Raw genomic sequence first — 16,272 nt, forward strand, 5'->3', positions numbered from 1 at the left:
GGTGTTTTTTTATGGGGAAAGATAATATTAAGAAGAATAATAACATTTTATTGTGTTTAAGATAATAATAAATCCATAATTAATAAAAGGTTTTAGACTAATGTTGAATTTTTATTTTTTGTGTTTTGTGTGAAAGTTACACAATCTACTTGAATAGTAAAAGTGGGAATGAAGGACTGATTAAATGAAAATCTTCACTGTAAAAATTGCTATTCAAGCTTATTTAAACATAAACTCATAGGAGTTGAGGAATGGCACATCAAGCAATTAACGTGAATGATGTCATTGATCACGCAAAATTCAAACCATTTCATTTTAATGTCGTGGCATGGTGTCTACTAATCATTTTATTTGATGGCTACGACTTGGCAATTAATGGGGTCGTTTTACCCTTATTGATGGATGAGTGGGGCTTAAGTGCTGTTCAGGCGGGGATGCTCGCGAGTACTGCGTTGGCAGGTATGATGTTTGGTGCGATGATTTTTGGCTCTTTGGCTGATAAAATTGGTCGTAAGAAAGTCATCATGATCTGTATCGTTCTATTTAGTGGTTTAACTTTTGCAGGTGGCTTTGCTTCTAATCCAACTGAGTTTGCTATTTTACGTTTCTTGGCAGGTTTAGGCATTGGAGGTGTAATGCCAAACCTTGTGGCCTTAACTTCTGAATATGCGCCTAAAACTATGCGTAGTACATTAGTTACTACTATGTTTAGTGGTTATGCTGTAGGTGGCGTAATGGCGGCTTTACTAGGTTCATGGTTTACCCCAAGTTTTGGATGGGAAATCATGTTCTTTATTGCAGGTATTCCATTGTTTTTATTGCCTGTGATTTGGAAATTTTTGCCAGAATCTTTAACCTTTATTGTCAAAGAAAATAAGCAAGATCAAGCCCGCCCAATCGTGGCGCGCTTAGCACCAGATTTGAAAATTACCCAAGATACAACTTTTGAATTGTATCAGGTCGGTGTACCTGAAGCTGCTAATGTGGTGAGCTTATTCAAACGTCGTCGTGCGGTGAATACTTTATTGTTCTGGTTGGCGTTCTTTACTTGTCTATTAACCATGTATGCACTTAGCAGTTGGTTGCCAAAATTGATGATGGCGGCAGGCTATTCTATGGACAATAGCTTAATGTTCATGATGGTGATGAACGTGGGTGCAGTCGTTGGTATTGTAGGCGGTGGTGTTTTAGCAGACCGTTTCCACCTAAAACCTGTATTAATGTTTTTGGGAATCCTGGGCGCATTGGTGATGAGCCTTATGGGCTTCCAATCTAATCAGCTCTTGCTTTACATCTTAGTATTCTTGGCGGGTGCAGCATCTATTGGTTCACAAATGTTGTTGTACAGCTATGTGGCACAATATTACCCACTTGCGGTACGCTCAACAGGTATTGGTTGGTCATCTGCCGTTGGTCGTATGGGTGCGATTGTGGGTCCAATTTTAATTGGCGGCTTATTGGGTATGAATTTACCTGCACACTTCAACTTTATGGCGGTAGGTTTGCCAGTGCTGATCACTGCAATCGCGGTTGCTTTGATTATGAGTGAAGATGAAGCTGAGCAAATTAAGGCGGGCAAAGCGGTTGCTGCCAAAGCTTAACCTTATAATGTGTTAAGTTCAAAAGTCCTCAACATTGTTTGGGGACTTTTTGATTATGGGGTGTATAAATAGAAAGCGATGATAGATAAAGTTAGGTATTCAAGGTAGAGATAAAAGAAACCCCATCATCCTGACGGGGTTTCTTTGTATTTCGTATTTAGGTATAACTCCTGTCGTACCTCACGATCCTGTTGCTCAAACTTATGATTGTTGTTTTTAGTTTGGGAAACATCCTGTCTCCTTATGCTTTATAGAATACTGTAAGCTCAAAATACTGCCTAGCCTCATTTTGCTTCAGTGTATGTAAGCAAAAACTGACAAAGTGATAGGTGATACTAACACTAGTTTTGAGCAAACGATAAAATAGCGAGCTTATTTTTGTCCATAAACAGGCGCATACTGATCGCGTGATTGGAGTAAATATGTCTGATTTAGCTGCAGCATCTCATGTTCAGTATGGTACCAAGCCGTTTAAAGCCATTCTTTTTTCGTTATTTCTAGCGGGTTTCGCTTCTTTTTCGACCTTGTACTGTGTGCAACCGATGATGCCAATTTTGGCCGATTTTTTTACGGTTACACCGACCCAAAGTAGTTTCCCATTGTCATTTTCTACTGTGGCTTTGGCGATCGGTTTGCTTTTCACAGGCTTTATCTCAGATCGTTTTGGACGTAAAGCCATTATGGTTCTGGCTTTATTTTTAGCTGCCATTTTATTAATTCTGAGTGCCTTACTGCCAATCTGGTCGTTCTTTTTAACCACGCGAATTTTTATTGGTATTGCTGTGAGCGGTGTTGCTGCAGTGGCCATGACTTATATTGGTGAAGAAATTCGACAGCAAGACATTGGTTTTGCCATGGGACTCTATATTTCGGGTACAGCTATTGGCGGCATGAGTGGACGTTTAATTGCTGGGGTTTTGGTCGATTTTATTTCTTGGCAAGCGGCAACCTTAATTATTGGTGGCTTAAATTTACTGATTGCAATCACTTTTTATGTGTTACTGCCCGCATCGAAAAACTTTACAGCGTATCCAATTCGTTTTTCGCGGTTCAGAGATGCTTTTGTTGCCAATTTGGCAGATCGTAAATTAAGAATCCTGTTTTTACAGGGCTTTTTGCTGATGGGCTGTTTCGTTAGTATTTTCAACTACATCAGCTATTATTTACTGAATAAACCATTTGAACTTTCCCAAGTCTGGATTGGGGTAATTTCAATTGCCTATTTGGCGGGTATTTACAGTTCGCCACGTGCAGCAAGTTGGGGTAATCGTATTGGGCGTGAACGAGTGCTGCCTATGGTGATTGTCCTAATGTTGATTGCATTGTGGTTGATGTCGATTGCACATTTAGCCGTCGTATTGGCTGCATTGGTGTTATTTACCTTTGCCTTTTTTGCTGCACATTCTACTGCTAGTAGTTGGGTGTCGATTCAAGCGCTGCAGTATCGTGCAGTGGGATCATCATTATATTTATTTAGCTACTACATGGGTTCAAGTTTGCTCGGTAGTGGTAGCGGATTGATTTGGGAACAATGGGGTTGGTCAGGTCTGACATGGGTAATGACTGCAGTCTTGGGTGTGGCGCTTTATGGCGCGTGGCGTTTAAAGCTAAAACCAGCAGCGCTGCGATAAGCATTCAGGATTATTGCTTTCGGCGTATCCGTTTAGGCTTTCCTTACTCAGATACAAATTTAAGGTATAAAAATAGTTTACTGATTTTGTGTGTTTTTTAATCAAGCAAGATGAGTGGAATTCATGCTAAAATAGACGGCTTTCATCTTTGATCGACTTCTGATCTTCCACTTCCCAGCCGAGAATTGCCAGCCATGTCTACTGCTTATAATGCTCAGACCGCACCCAAAGCGTTGTTTGATTACGATAAATATTGGGCGTCATGTTTTGAGCCTGCGCCATTTTTGCCGATGTCACGCGAAGAAATGGATCAGTTAGGTTGGGATGCCTGTGATTTTATTCTGGTTTGTGGTGATGCTTATATTGATCATCCCTCTTTTGTATCGGGCGTGATTGGTCGTGTGCTTGAGGCACAGGGCTTTCGTGTGGGGATCATCGCCCAACCAGACTGGACCAATGTGGAGTCTTTTCGGGTTTTAGGGAAGCCGACCATTGCTTGGGGCGTCACCGCAGGCAATATGGACTCGATGATCAACCGCTATACCGCTGACCGTAAAATCCGTTCAGACGATGCTTATTCTCCAGACAATCAGCCGAATAAACGTCCTGACCGTGCTGCTACGGTGTACTGTCAGCGTTGTCGTGAAGCCTTTCCAGATGTGCCTGTTTTACTGGGCGGGATTGAAGGCTCGTTGCGTCGGATTGCACATTACGACTATTGGTCTGATAAAGTCCGTCGCTCAATTTTAATGGATTCTAAAGCCGACTTATTGATGTACGGCAATGGTGAGCGTTCGATTATTGAAGTGATGCACCGTTTGGCCAAAGGCGAAAAAATCCACGAAATTACAGATGTACGTGGTACAGCATTTATTATCAATAAACATAACCGTGCGTCTAAAGCTAAATTTGTTGAAATTGCATCTAATGATGTAGATAGCGTGGGCCGTGTCGATCCAATCATTAACCCTTATGTGATGACCGAAGATTTAGACGGTTGCGAGATTGAAAAAGATAAGGGCAACAATCTCGCGCAATATCAAAATTTCCAGAAAGATCTGGTCAGCAATCCAATTGTTCGTGAAGGCGATCAGCTAGATGCGGATACCCAAATTGTACAATTACAGCCTGCGTCTAAAGCAATTAAACACAAATTACCACCACGTGAATTGGCAGTGATTCGTTTACCATCTTTTGAGGAAGTGGTGAATGATCCTGTGCTGTATGCGCATGCTAATCGTATTTTGCATTTAGAAACCAACCCAGGCAATGCACGTGCTTTGGTGCAAAAGCATGGTGAACGTGATGTGTGGTTAAATGCACCGCCTATTCCGTTGACCACGGAAGAAATGGACTATGTGTTCGATTTACCGTATGCACGTTTGCCGCATCCATCTTATGGTAATGCACGTTTCCCTGCCTTTGACATGATCAAGTTTTCGGTCAATATCATGCGTGGTTGTTTTGGTGGTTGTACTTTCTGTTCGATAACCGAACATGAAGGGCGAATTATCCAAAACCGTTCTGAAGAATCCATTTTGCGTGAAGTGGAAAAAATTCGGGATACTGCGCCTGGCTTTACGGGCATTATTTCAGACTTGGGTGGTCCGACTGCAAATATGTACCGTTTGCATTGTAAAGACCCTGAAATTGAAAAGAATTGTCGTAAACCTTCCTGTGTATTCCCGGGCGTATGTCAAAACTTACACACTGATCATGCACCTTTAACCCAGTTGTATCGTAAAGCGCGTGAACTGAAAGGCATTAAAAAAATTCTGATTGGTTCAGGTTTGCGTTATGACTTGGCGGTGTTGAACCCTGAATATGTGCGTGAATTGGTGACGCATCATGTGGGCGGTTATTTAAAAATTGCACCAGAACATACCGAAAAAGGGCCATTATCTAAGATGATGAAACCAGGTATTGGTACGTATGACCGTTTTAAACAAATGTTTGATCGTTTCAGTAAAGAGGCGGGCAAAGAGCAATATCTGATTCCGTACTTTATTGCTGCACATCCAGGCACGACTGATTACGACATGATGAATTTGGCTTTGTGGCTGAAAAAGAATGGTTTCCGTGCCGATCAGGTGCAGACCTTTTATCCGTCACCAATGGCAACCGCTTCGACCATGTATTACACGGGTAAAAACCCATTGGCCAAAGTGGCGCGTTATACCGAAAATGTGGATATTGTCAAAGGTGAAAAACGTCGTCGTTTGCATAAAGCTTTCTTACGTTATCACGATCCAAACAATTGGCCGTTGTTGCGTGAAGCTTTAAAAGAAATGGGACGCGCAGATTTAATCGGGAATTCTAAACAGCACTTGATCCCAACTTATCAGCCGCAAGGCACAGATGGTCAATATCAAACGGCACGTAAGAAAAACTCGACTGTCGCGGGTGATTCACAAAAACGTATGGGGCAAAGTGGTAATCGTGCTCAGAACAGCAATCGTCCAAAGAAAGGGCAGATATTGACTCAGCACACAGGCTTACCGCCACGTGAAACAGGTGAAAAACGTCCATTTTCACAAAAGAAATCTAAGCAAAAATCTAAAGCTTAGTACTTGCAGCTAAGATTCATCAAAAGGCGCTGCGGCGCCTTTTTGTTTGCTTTTCATTTCATCGGAATTGTCCGACAATCGAATCTGTTAAGCATTGCTTTGTTTTTTTAGCATGCTATACAGTATTCTAATCTAATGATAAAAACACGCTTAGACGCTACAGCACTTAGACAAAAGGCGGGCTTGTGAAACAAAATTTCTGTTTCTAAGATGGTTTTGTGAATGTTTCATGTGGTTTCTAAATGGAACGTTTAAATATAAAAGCGTGTTATATACTGATTTGATGAAAAAAATGGCATGAAGCCGAAACAACTATAAAAATGATATTAAGGATTGAATAATGACAATTTATATTTTGATTGGGGTTTTGATACTGATTTTCTTTCTCTTGATGGCGGTTAAGGGCTTGGAAAATAGAGAAAAACCTCAAGACAGTGTACTCAAGCAACGTGCAATTTTTAGCTTAAATGAACAGCTAACGTACACACGTTTGCAGGAAATTCTACCCCAACATACGATCTTGGCGCATGTGTCTTTTGATGCTTTGCTGACCACGAAATTTTCACGCACTCGCCATAAATACCGCAATATGATTGCCGATTTTGTGGTGTTGGATGCCCGTCATCAGGTCGTTGCAATTGTGGCCTTAGATGATCAGTTGATGTTGAAACGTAGCCGTAATGCACAATACCAAGATGAATTGTTGCGTTTGGCGGGCTATAAAGTCCTGCGTTATGAAGATGTGCCGGAATATCACGAATTGCGCGAAGCTTTTGGGCAGTCATCGTCTACAGATTTAGATGATTTGGGTGCTGCATTAAAAAAGTATGATTTTTTTGCGCATTCTGTACGGCATAAAGTGAAGGTATTAGGCTAAACGCTTGCCGAAAAAATCGCAAGATAGACAATATGAATCAGCATGTTGCCATGACATACTGATTTTTTGATTGACTCTGACTCTGCATTTAATCGCATCTATTTTACGTTTGGTAGGTATTAAGGTTTGACTGCAACCACCGTCATCTCAACCAAAACATCGGGGTGATACAGTTTTGCTTCTACGCAGGTACGCGGTAATGCTTGTATATCTGCCACCCAAGCATCCCAAACTTGATTCATTGCGGCATAATCACGCTCAATGTCTTTTAAAAAAATCATCACTGACATGATGTGACTTTTCTCTGTACCCGCATCTGCCAGTAAACGATCAATCAGGGCAAGTGTTTGTTGGGTTTGTCCTTCAATATCTTGTTGAGTGTCTTCTGCCAGTTGTCCTGCTAAATGGACTAAATTTCCCGAAATTGCAATTTCAGAATAACGGTTTTGGATATGTAGACGTTGAACAGCCATTGGGTGTGATCCTCGCGCCAAGCGATTAGATATAAAAAGCGTGAGGTATTATAGAGGCAGGCAAGCACGTGGAAAATATGCACGCAGCACACTGCTAAAAAATAAAAAGTAGTCGAATGGAAAATACGAGGAAGAGAGAGATGTGGTGTCAAAGCAGCGAAGTGCCAAGCGCAGAGTTGTCCTGTAATCTTCGGATTTGATCGTCACGCCAATCACAGGACAAGTATGCCAAAAGTAATGGTGATTTTTGGCATCTCAGCGTATATACGGATAAATACATCGCGCGTATAGATTACTCTAAAAAGCACAACTGTGAAGGATAAATAGTCTAATTTTTATTCTTTTGGCCGCAATTTATACAAAAATTAGCTTAAGTAGCCATTGGTAAGCATAGGCTTGCTATGTTTTATATAGAGCAGCAAGTTTACAGCTTTAATATCCGTGATATTTACAGTAAAGATAGTTGCACTTGCTCATCGGCAGGGCTGAGTTGATACAGACCAACACCAATTAAACGAAATTGATCCTGTGCGGGAATATACATTTCGTGGAGCAAAAGCTGCAGGACTTTTTCAAGATCATTTTTACTTTCAAGTGGCTGTTTAAAACTTTTACTGTGTTGTAAGACCTGAAAATTTTTGAGTTTTAATTTGACCGATATACCACGTGCAACATATTGTTTTTTCACTAAACTATGCCAAACCTGATCAATCAAGCCAGACCAGTAAGTTGCACATTCAGCTAAGTTTAAATCATCATCAAAGGTGATTTCTTTGGAAATTTGCTGGCGCTCACGCTCTGCCTGCACAGGACGTTCATCAATGCCTTGGGCAAATAAAAATAGGCGTTTTCCATATTTACCAAAATGATGAATCAACAGGTTTTCTTCGATGTGTTGCAAATCGCCCAAGGTATTTAAGTTCAGACTTTTTAATTTTTCCTGTGTGACTTTGCCTACGCCTGGAATTTTCTGTAAGGCTAAGTCTTGAATAAATTGCTGCACTTGACTGGGTTTAATTACGCAAATGCCATTGGGTTTATGCCAGTCCGAAGCAATTTTGGCTAAAAACTTATTCGGTGCGACACCTGCCGAAGCTGTTAAACCTGTACTTTGAAAAATATCTGCCCGGATTCGCATAGCAACTTCTGTTGCGCTTGGAATACCTTGTAAATTTTCGGTGACATCTAAATAGGCTTCATCTAAAGACAAGGGCTCAATCAGTGATGTATAACGCTGAAAAATCTGATGAATTTGTGAAGAAACCTCACGATAGAGTGCAAAATTAGGTTCGAGTACTACCACCTGCGGGCAGCGTTTGCGAGCCTGTGCCATCGACATGGCAGAACGTAAACCAAACTCACGCGCAGGATAAGATGCCGCTGCAATCACAGCCCGAGGATGATGCGAAGCAATCACCACAGGTAAATGCTGTAATTCAGGACGACTGCGCAGCTCAACAGAGGCATAAAAGGCATCCATATCAATATGAATGATTTTCCGCATGGCACAAACTAGATGAAGCGTTTAGATTTCAACAGTATCGCACGTTTAGGAAGCAGGTTGTAGCATCGGAGCAAACGGATAAGATGTGTTGCTATTCAGCAAAATTGCCTGTGTTGATTGTTGTTCTGTACAGTCGATCAAACGCTGTAAACTGCTTGGACTATGATCGGCTATGCGAGGCAAAAACTCAAAAGGGCGCAAAGGCAGAAAAAAATTATCCCAATCGATTGGAATCACAGCATCAGGACGCAATGTCCCCGCAGTTTCGTCTAAATAGGGAGGGGCAACTAAAAAATCCATCAATTAGAACCTAGTTTTCGCCATCAAACAATAGGGTAGATACGCCAAAATAATGTACCTTTAAATTAGAACTTGTAGTTTTTGTTGGATATTGCTATGCGGAAAATTACTCCAGTTTACTCGCAGGTTGTAATAGGTAAAGCAGCGTGAATCCTGAAAATGCAGAGCGTGAGAGCAGCCCTTTAATCAATTTCATGACGGTATTTTTTTATTGTGATACGGCTAGCTTGTTATTTTTTCTGGTTCGGTTCAAATCTTGTGGGTTGAATCGCGTTGTCTGTTAAAAAACGCTGCCAGTGTTGGGGGTTTCCATAAAAAACATTCAAGTCAACTGGGGTGTGAATACCTTGTATTTGACCCCGATTGGTATGTTGCCAAAACAACCATTTTGGCTGACCTGCCAGTTGTGGTTTACCCTGATATTCTCTGACCCAAAGAGGCGTTTGCTTAAAACTTTCAGTCAATACCATATTGTAAAAAGCTTTGGATACATAAAAAATCGGTTGTTTTTCATAATGTTGATATAGCGCATCATGCATGATTTGAATTTCGCGCAGTAACTGTTCTTTGCTATAGGTGTTGATGCAGTTACTGTCATATTCCAAGTCAATTACAGGTGGCAAACTGTCGGATTTTTTTGGAACAGTCGCAATAAAGTTTTCTGCTTGGATTGTTCCATCACGGCATAAGCGATAAAAATGATAGGCTCCGACCAAAAAACCATGTTCACGGGCTTTGAGCCAGTTATCCTGAAATTTACGGTCTTTAAAATCGCCTCCTTCAGTGGCTTTTAAATAGACAAAGGCATATTTTTGTGGGGAAATTTTTTTCCACTGAACATCGCCTTGATGATGTGACACATCAAAGCCTTGAATCGGATATTCTTCGGCTACCGCAGGTTGTTGGCGCAATATGCCCAAATACAATAAAACCGCCAAAACAGCACTGCCCAGCACCGCGATGGTCATGCGATAGTGCGGTGGAAAGGCTGAGTGTTTAGCTCGATTTGACGGTTTACGCATGTTAAAAAAGCTTCGCGGAGCAAAGCTATATCATAACGCGCAGTGCGGTGTAGCACCATGCGCTTTCGGTAGTGGTGTTTTAAACAGCCGTATGCTTTGGAATATTCCAAAACACTAAAAATGCCCAAATATTTAATACACCTAGACAAATTAAAGTGGCATGAAAGGCACTGACTAGCTGTTCTGCACCGTAATAGGCACTAAACATATTCACCAAAGTACCTGCCAGTGCCACGCCAATACTCATCGACAGCATCATTATCATGGATAAAAAACTATTGCCGCTGCTGGCATCTGGTTGAGGTAAATCTTTGAGCGTAAAGGTATTCATAGCTACAAACTGCAATGAATTCAGCACCCCAAATATAAAGAAATGTAAGGCACGTAACCAAGTTGCAGTTTCGGCAGTGGTCAGCGCAAAACTGGCAATACAGGCACCGACCAATAAAGTATTGGTCAGCAAAAACTGCCGATAGCCGAAACGTTGAATTAAAGGTCGAATGATCGGTTTAGATAGCAAAGAACCAAGCACAGTCGGAATCATCATCAAGCCCGTGATAAACGGTTCAAAACCAAAAGCCACCTGCAGCATGATCGGCATGATAAAGGGCATGGCATTGCCCCCGAAACGGGCAAAAAAGTTACCTAAAATACCAATCGCATATAAGCGATTTTTAAATAAATCACTGCGAAATAAGGCATTTTGATGGGTATAGGCATGGCGGGCATAGCATGCTGCAGCAATACCGCCAGCCAAGATGAACGCTAAATTCCAAAACAGATTATGGTGTGGATTGGCAAAATTTTCGATGCCTAAAGATAAGCCTACCATTGCCACAACCAATAGAATAAACCCCAAAAAATCAAAGTTTTTGACCTCAGTTTCAGTTACATTTGGCATGGCTTTGATACAAATCCAACAGCCCAAGATGCCCATCGGAATGTTGATCAGGAAAATCCAGTGCCATGTGGCGACTTCGACCAACCAACCGCCCAGAGTTGGGCCAATTAAGGGGCCAATCAACCCGGCCAGACTCATCAGGCTCATTGCAGATAAAAACTGGGTGCGTGGAATAATTTTGAGCATCGCCAAGCGCCCGACAGGCAAAAGTAATGCACCACCGATGCCTTGAATCACCCGATAAAACAGCAATTCATTCAGGCTCGCTGCAGCGGCACACCCCAAAGAGGCAAGGGTAAAAATAATAATCGCTGCAAAATAGGTGTTGCGTACTCCAAAACGGTCTGCAAGCCATCCACTTAATGGAATACACGCTGCCACCGAGAGCACATACGCCACCACAACACTGTGCATCCGCAGCGGGTCTTCCTGCAGGCTGTGTGCCATTGCAGGGATTGCTGTATTCACAATGGTGGTGTCGAGCGCCTGCATAAAAAAGCCAATCGAAACCAGAAATACCAAAAGGCGGTATTCAGGATGCAGGGCTTGATGGGTCGGTGTTTGGTTCATAACGCGGCAAAATGGACATTTTGTCTAGTTTAAACCATTTTGCAATCTAGCTGGACTGCATCTGAAAAACATGAAAAGTGTTTGAAAATTCAAATAAATGCCATGAAATTGTCATTTATTTGTCACCGATTATTCACTTTGAGTTTGTAAGTTGGGTGCATTTAGAAAAATGATGAGTAATTTATGAAAGCGCAAATTTCTGCATTAATGTTGGCTTTATTGTCTGTGGGGATGGTGGGATGTAATGATGATAATGATCCTATTCCTGTAAAAGAAGAAGTGGTAGAAGTAACACCAACAACAATTAGTTTGGAGCGTTTAGGGGAATACGATGCACAAGTTTTTGGTGCCAGTGCTGCAGAAATTCCTGCTTATGATGCTGAAAGCAAACGTTTATTTGTAGTCAATGCGAAAAATGGTGTGGTCGATGTACTCGATTTAAGCAACCCAAGTGCACCTGTTAAGCTGAATAGCTTGGATGCCAAGACTTATTTAGCGAATTCTGAAGTCAATAGTGTTGCGGTACATCAAGGTATTGTCGCTTTAGCCGTTCAGGCCACGCCTAAAACGGATAAAGGCGTCGTGGCATTCTTTAATGCCAAAGACCTGAGCTTTATCAGCAAAGTTGAAGTTGGTGCATTGCCTGATATGTTGACTTTTACCCCAGATGGTAAAAAAGTTTTGGTTGCTAATGAAGGTGAGCCAAATGAAGGCTATGCGATTGATCCAGAAGGTTCAATCAGTATTATTAATCTGGCTGATATCACCAAGCCTGCTGTAAAAACTGCAGATTTTCAGGCATGGAATACACGTAAGCAGGAATTGCTGGATGCGGGCGTGCGCATTTTTGGGCCAAATGCGACTGTCGCACAAGATTTAGAGCCTGAATATATTGCGGTGAGTGATGATGGTAAAACCGCTTGGGCAAGTCTACAAGAAAACAATGCCATTGCTGTGATTGATTTGACTCAAGACCAAGTGGTCGATATTTTCCCATTGGGTTATAAAGACTTTGGCTTGGCTGAAAATGCTTTAGATGCTGGTGATCGTGATTGTGTTGTGGGTAAACAAGACTATAACGCTAAAACGATCACAGCCTGTGCGAAAGATGAGGGGATGATTAATATTCAAGCTTGGCCTGGTTTATACGGCATGTATATGCCAGATGCAATTGCGCAATATCAAGCCAATGGGCAAAGCTATTTGGTCACTGCCAATGAAGGTGATGCGCGTGAATGGTTGGTTGATGAAGACTTATATTTCAGTACGAATGATCTGACTCAAGGTTATGCAGAAGAAATTCGTGTTAAACACTTATTTAATAATAAAGGCTTCCGTAGCAATGGCGATTATGCTGCGCATTTACGTCTATTAAAGTCAGGGATTAAAGGCGCAAAGCTTGATTCAAACGTATTTAAAGCATGCACCACTACCGATGCCAATGAAGTCTGTGCAGAGAATTTGATTAAAGATTCACAATTGGGTCGTTTAACGATTACTTGGACGCAAGGTTACAAGAAAGATGCAAAGGGTGAGCCTGTGCTAGACAGCAATGGTTTAATGACTTATGACAAATTATATGCTTATGGTGGTCGCTCGTTCAGTATTGTAGATCCTAAAACCAAGAAAATTGTTTGGGACTCAAAAAATGACTTTGAACGTAAAGCTGCTGAATTATTTCCAGAATACTTTAATACCAACCATGAAAAATTAAGTGTAGATGATCGTAGTGACAATAAAGGTCCTGAGCCTGAAGGCATTGCTTTAGGCAAAATTGGTCAAAAAACTTTTGCCTTTATTGGGTTAGAGCGTATGGGGGGCATTATGGTGTATGACATTACCCAACCGACACAAGCATCATTTGTTGAGTATTTTAATGATCGCAAGTTTGGTGAAACCCGTACATCTTTCGATGCAGAAGGTAATGTAGTGACTGTTGAAAATTCGAATCTCGGCCCTGAAGGTTTAATCTTTATTTCAGCCAAAGACTCACCTAATGGCAAGCCACTTTTGGTTGTGGGTAATGAAGTCAGCGGAACTACTGCTGTGTACCAAATCAAGCTTAATTAACAGTATTTCAAATACTGGAAATCTATTAAAGTTGGAAACGAATGATCCATTAAAGAGAGCACTACGGTGCTCTTTTTTTATGCTGTAAAACCAATGAAAAGTGAATTAAAAAGCGAGTCACCGACTCGCTTTCACTACTCTTTCATGCACCTAAAAAAGTTTAACCCACAAAATGACGTGGAGAATCCATATTCTTTAAGGCATTAATAATTTTATGGGAGTGGTTACACACAATTAGTTTAGCGCGGTGTTGTGGTGGTAAAAAACCTTCGTGCACTGCATGGTCTAACTGCTGAATCAGGGCATCATAAAAGCCATTTACGTTATATAAAATCATCGGTTTCTGGTGTTGATTCAATTGCCCCCAAGTGGCAATTTCCAAAATCTCTTCAAAAGTCCCTAAACCACCTGGCAAGGCAACAAAGGCGCTGGCACGCTCTGCCATCATCGCCTTGCGTTCATGCATACTTTTAACCACGTGTAATTCAGTTAAATTACTGTGGGCAATTTCATAATCCAGCATAAACTCAGGAATGACCCCTACAGCTTGTCCACCATGTTGCACGACAGTGTCTGCAACCAGCCCCATTAAACCAATACTCGCACCGCCATAGACCATACCAAAACCTTGTTCTGCCAGCTTTCTGGCCAATTGCACTGCTTTTTCCTGATAAATCGGGTTATTGCCAGCACGTGAGCCGCAATACAAGGCAACCAAGGGTTGAGTCGTCTGAGGAGAGGGATTATTCATATATTGGGTCATTCTAGATACGCTATTCATTTATTTTCTTCACCATAACATGTTCTTTTTCTTGGCTCTAGCTTAGTCCCGAAATATGACAATCCCGCAGATCGTTTCTTTTCAATTTGCAAAGATTTGTGATTCTACCGTGACACAGCAGCGCTGCATCTAAAAAAGGGGATGAATCTGAGCGCAAACTTTCCTATACTCAAGGCTTGTCTTACAACTATAGAATCGTCATGGACAGTGGCAGTAGTCGCACCGAACGAATATTTTTTAATGTGATGTCAAGCCTGCAAGGGCAAACCAAGTTAGCTTCAATACAGGATACGTTTTGGGCGTATTCAGCTTTAGAGATTCAGGAGAAGAACAGATGATCTTTGAATGGATGTCTGACCCTGCAGCTTGGGTGGGTTTGTTGACCCTGATCGTGCTCGAAATTGTACTGGGTATTGATAACTTAGTCTTTATTGCCATTTTGGCTGAAAAACTTCCACCAGAACAACGTAATACGGCACGGGTGGTGGGTCTGATCCTTGCTTTGGGCATGCGCCTGATTTTACTCGCATCTATTGCGTGGGTGGTCACCCTGACCCAACCACTGTTCCATATTTTTGAACATCCTTTCTCTGGACGTGACCTAATTTTACTGTTTGGTGGTGTATTCCTATTGTTTAAAGGCACGATGGAACTGCGTGAACGCATTGAAGGCAAACCTGCACTAAAAGAAGAAAATCCTGTACATGCGACTTTCTGGATGGTGATCGTGCAGATTGTGGTGTTAGATGCGGTGTTCTCACTCGACAGCGTGATTACTGCTGTAGGCATGGTGCAACATTTATCGGTCATGATGATTGCGGTGATCATCGCGATAGGCATTATGTTGTGGGCGTCTAAGACGCTCATGGATTTTGTCAATAAGCATCCGACTGTGGTGATTCTATGCCTGTGCTTCCTGATGATGATTGGTTTCTCATTAGTGGTGGAAGGTTTTGGCTATCACATTCCAAAAGGCTATTTATATGCCGCCATCGGCTTTTCGGTGATGATTGAATTCTTGAATCAAACCATCCGCAGAAATCAGGAAAAAACCGTGACCACCACCGATTTACGCTACCGTACTGCTTCTGCAGTGATGCGTATGTTGGGTGGCAAAAGCCAAAACACCACAGAAAGTAGCCATGTGAATGAAGATGTTTTGGCTACCCGTGCCTTTGCAGATGAAGTCTTTGACGCAGAAAATGGGGTCTATCACAGTGTCATGGTGCAAGGGGTATTGGGTTTATCTGAACGTCCTGTAAAGTCGGTCATGACACCACGCCCTGAACTGGAATGGATTGATTTAGACGAAGATGACGCCTCAATTCGCAGCCAATTATTAAGCATGACGCATTCACGAGTGATTGTGGCACGTGGTGAATTAGACAATATTTCGGGTATTGTCCTGACCCATAAAGTCATGAATCAATACATTGAAACAGGGGTGCTGGATTTTGAAACACATTTGCGTGAACCTGTGATTGTGCATGAAAATGCCCAAGTCTTGATGGTGATGGAGCAATTACGTCAAGCACCGCTGCAAATGGCAATTGTGCTGAACGAATACGGCTCGATTGAAGGCGTTGCCACACCTATTGATATTTTGGAAGCAATTGCGGGCGAATTTCCAGATGAAGATGCACTAGAAGCCAGTGCTGAAAGTTTGGAAGATGGTTCTTTGTTGCTAGATGGTTCCACCGATATTCGCCATGTTTCCTTATTGCTTGGGCGGGATTTAGTGGATGAAAGCGAGCAATATTCAACTTTATCTGGCTATATTTTATTCCATTTGGGACGTTTGCCTGAAAATGGTGAAAAGCTGCTTTCAGATGGTTATGTTTTTGAAATTGTGACCATGGATGGACATAAAATTGAAAAAGTACATTTGATTCAACAGGAATCTTCAAGCGCATCATAAACTGAATGCTAGACTGTATTTCAGTCTTGTGCTTCCGCTAAAATAGCCTGCATTGTC

The 16,272-nt window shown here is 41.8% G+C and carries 12 protein-coding genes; 6 read left to right on the forward strand and 6 right to left on the reverse strand.

What is annotated here, in order from left to right:
- The first annotated feature begins 251 nt into the window (after window positions 1–251).
- From B2W49_RS00005 to B2W49_RS00020, 4 genes are all read left to right on the forward strand, one after another.
- Window positions 252–1,601: an aromatic acid/H+ symport family MFS transporter gene (locus tag B2W49_RS00005; RefSeq protein WP_291331296.1), complete on the forward strand. Its 1,350-nt coding sequence runs from the start codon at window positions 252–254 to the stop codon at window positions 1,599–1,601.
- 422 nt (window positions 1,602–2,023) lie between these two features.
- Window positions 2,024–3,232, forward strand: coding sequence for an MFS transporter (locus B2W49_RS00010; protein ID WP_291331298.1), 1,209 nt, complete (start codon window positions 2,024–2,026; stop codon window positions 3,230–3,232).
- Window positions 3,233–3,426: 194 nt separating this feature from the next.
- Entirely contained in the window at window positions 3,427–5,799 is a 2,373-nt protein-coding gene (locus B2W49_RS00015) for a YgiQ family radical SAM protein (protein WP_291331299.1), read from the forward strand.
- A gap of 340 nt (window positions 5,800–6,139) precedes the next feature.
- Window positions 6,140–6,676 carry a DUF2726 domain-containing protein gene (locus B2W49_RS00020; protein WP_291331301.1) on the forward strand — a complete coding sequence of 179 codons (537 nt, stop codon included), beginning with the start codon at window positions 6,140–6,142 and terminating at the stop codon, window positions 6,674–6,676.
- A gap of 119 nt (window positions 6,677–6,795) precedes the next feature.
- Here B2W49_RS00020 and B2W49_RS00025 read toward each other — a convergent pair whose 3' ends face one another.
- The 5 genes from B2W49_RS00025 to mdtD form a co-directional block, all read right to left on the reverse strand.
- A complete protein-coding gene (locus B2W49_RS00025; protein WP_291331302.1) occupies window positions 6,796–7,149 on the reverse strand; it encodes a RidA family protein in 354 nt (117 codons plus the stop codon).
- Between the two features lie 448 nt (window positions 7,150–7,597).
- Window positions 7,598–8,653: a DNA polymerase IV gene (gene dinB / locus B2W49_RS00030; protein ID WP_291331304.1), complete on the reverse strand. Its 1,056-nt coding sequence runs from the start codon at window positions 8,651–8,653 to the stop codon at window positions 7,598–7,600.
- 45 nt (window positions 8,654–8,698) lie between these two features.
- A complete protein-coding gene (locus B2W49_RS00035) occupies window positions 8,699–8,953 on the reverse strand; it encodes a hypothetical protein (protein WP_291331306.1) in 255 nt (84 codons plus the stop codon).
- Between the two features lie 230 nt (window positions 8,954–9,183).
- Window positions 9,184–9,975, reverse strand: coding sequence for a GH25 family lysozyme (locus B2W49_RS00040; protein WP_414630564.1), 792 nt, complete (start codon window positions 9,973–9,975; stop codon window positions 9,184–9,186).
- Between the two features lie 79 nt (window positions 9,976–10,054).
- A complete protein-coding gene (gene mdtD, locus B2W49_RS00045; RefSeq protein ID WP_291331308.1) occupies window positions 10,055–11,446 on the reverse strand; it encodes a multidrug transporter subunit MdtD in 1,392 nt (463 codons plus the stop codon).
- A gap of 183 nt (window positions 11,447–11,629) precedes the next feature.
- Here mdtD and B2W49_RS00050 point away from each other — a divergent pair, with 183 nt between their 5' ends.
- A complete protein-coding gene (locus B2W49_RS00050; RefSeq protein ID WP_291331310.1) occupies window positions 11,630–13,516 on the forward strand; it encodes a choice-of-anchor I family protein in 1,887 nt (628 codons plus the stop codon).
- A gap of 160 nt (window positions 13,517–13,676) precedes the next feature.
- On the opposite strand, the gene B2W49_RS00055 is transcribed toward B2W49_RS00050, so the two are convergent.
- Window positions 13,677–14,297, reverse strand: coding sequence for a TIGR00730 family Rossman fold protein (locus B2W49_RS00055; protein ID WP_291331312.1), 621 nt, complete (start codon window positions 14,295–14,297; stop codon window positions 13,677–13,679).
- Between the two features lie 334 nt (window positions 14,298–14,631).
- Here B2W49_RS00055 and B2W49_RS00060 point away from each other — a divergent pair, with 334 nt between their 5' ends.
- Window positions 14,632–16,215: a TerC family protein gene (locus tag B2W49_RS00060; protein WP_291331314.1), complete on the forward strand. Its 1,584-nt coding sequence runs from the start codon at window positions 14,632–14,634 to the stop codon at window positions 16,213–16,215.
- Window positions 16,216–16,272 lie beyond the last annotated feature (57 nt).

Source organism: Acinetobacter sp. UBA801 (genome assembly GCA_002296655.1).
Lineage (GTDB): Bacteria > Pseudomonadota > Gammaproteobacteria > Pseudomonadales > Moraxellaceae > Acinetobacter.

What these genes read in the sequence shown, in the direction of transcription:
- dinB (WP_291331304.1), bottom strand. Translation starts at nt 8,653, where the DNA reads ATGCGGAAAATCATTCATATTGATATGGATGCCTTTTATGCCTCTGTT.
- B2W49_RS00015 (WP_291331299.1), top strand. Translation starts at nt 3,427, where the DNA reads ATGTCTACTGCTTATAATGCTCAGACCGCACCCAAAGCGTTGTTTGAT.
- B2W49_RS00005 (WP_291331296.1), top strand. Translation starts at nt 252, where the DNA reads ATGGCACATCAAGCAATTAACGTGAATGATGTCATTGATCACGCAAAA.
- mdtD (WP_291331308.1), bottom strand. Translation starts at nt 11,446, where the DNA reads ATGAACCAAACACCGACCCATCAAGCCCTGCATCCTGAATACCGCCTT.
- B2W49_RS00020 (WP_291331301.1), top strand. Translation starts at nt 6,140, where the DNA reads ATGACAATTTATATTTTGATTGGGGTTTTGATACTGATTTTCTTTCTC.
- B2W49_RS00060 (WP_291331314.1), top strand. Translation starts at nt 14,632, where the DNA reads ATGATCTTTGAATGGATGTCTGACCCTGCAGCTTGGGTGGGTTTGTTG.
- B2W49_RS00050 (WP_291331310.1), top strand. Translation starts at nt 11,630, where the DNA reads ATGAAAGCGCAAATTTCTGCATTAATGTTGGCTTTATTGTCTGTGGGG.
- B2W49_RS00040 (WP_414630564.1), bottom strand. Translation starts at nt 9,975, where the DNA reads ATGCGTAAACCGTCAAATCGAGCTAAACACTCAGCCTTTCCACCGCAC.
- B2W49_RS00055 (WP_291331312.1), bottom strand. Translation starts at nt 14,297, where the DNA reads ATGAATAGCGTATCTAGAATGACCCAATATATGAATAATCCCTCTCCT.
- B2W49_RS00010 (WP_291331298.1), top strand. Translation starts at nt 2,024, where the DNA reads ATGTCTGATTTAGCTGCAGCATCTCATGTTCAGTATGGTACCAAGCCG.
- B2W49_RS00035 (WP_291331306.1), bottom strand. Translation starts at nt 8,953, where the DNA reads ATGGATTTTTTAGTTGCCCCTCCCTATTTAGACGAAACTGCGGGGACA.
- B2W49_RS00025 (WP_291331302.1), bottom strand. Translation starts at nt 7,149, where the DNA reads ATGGCTGTTCAACGTCTACATATCCAAAACCGTTATTCTGAAATTGCA.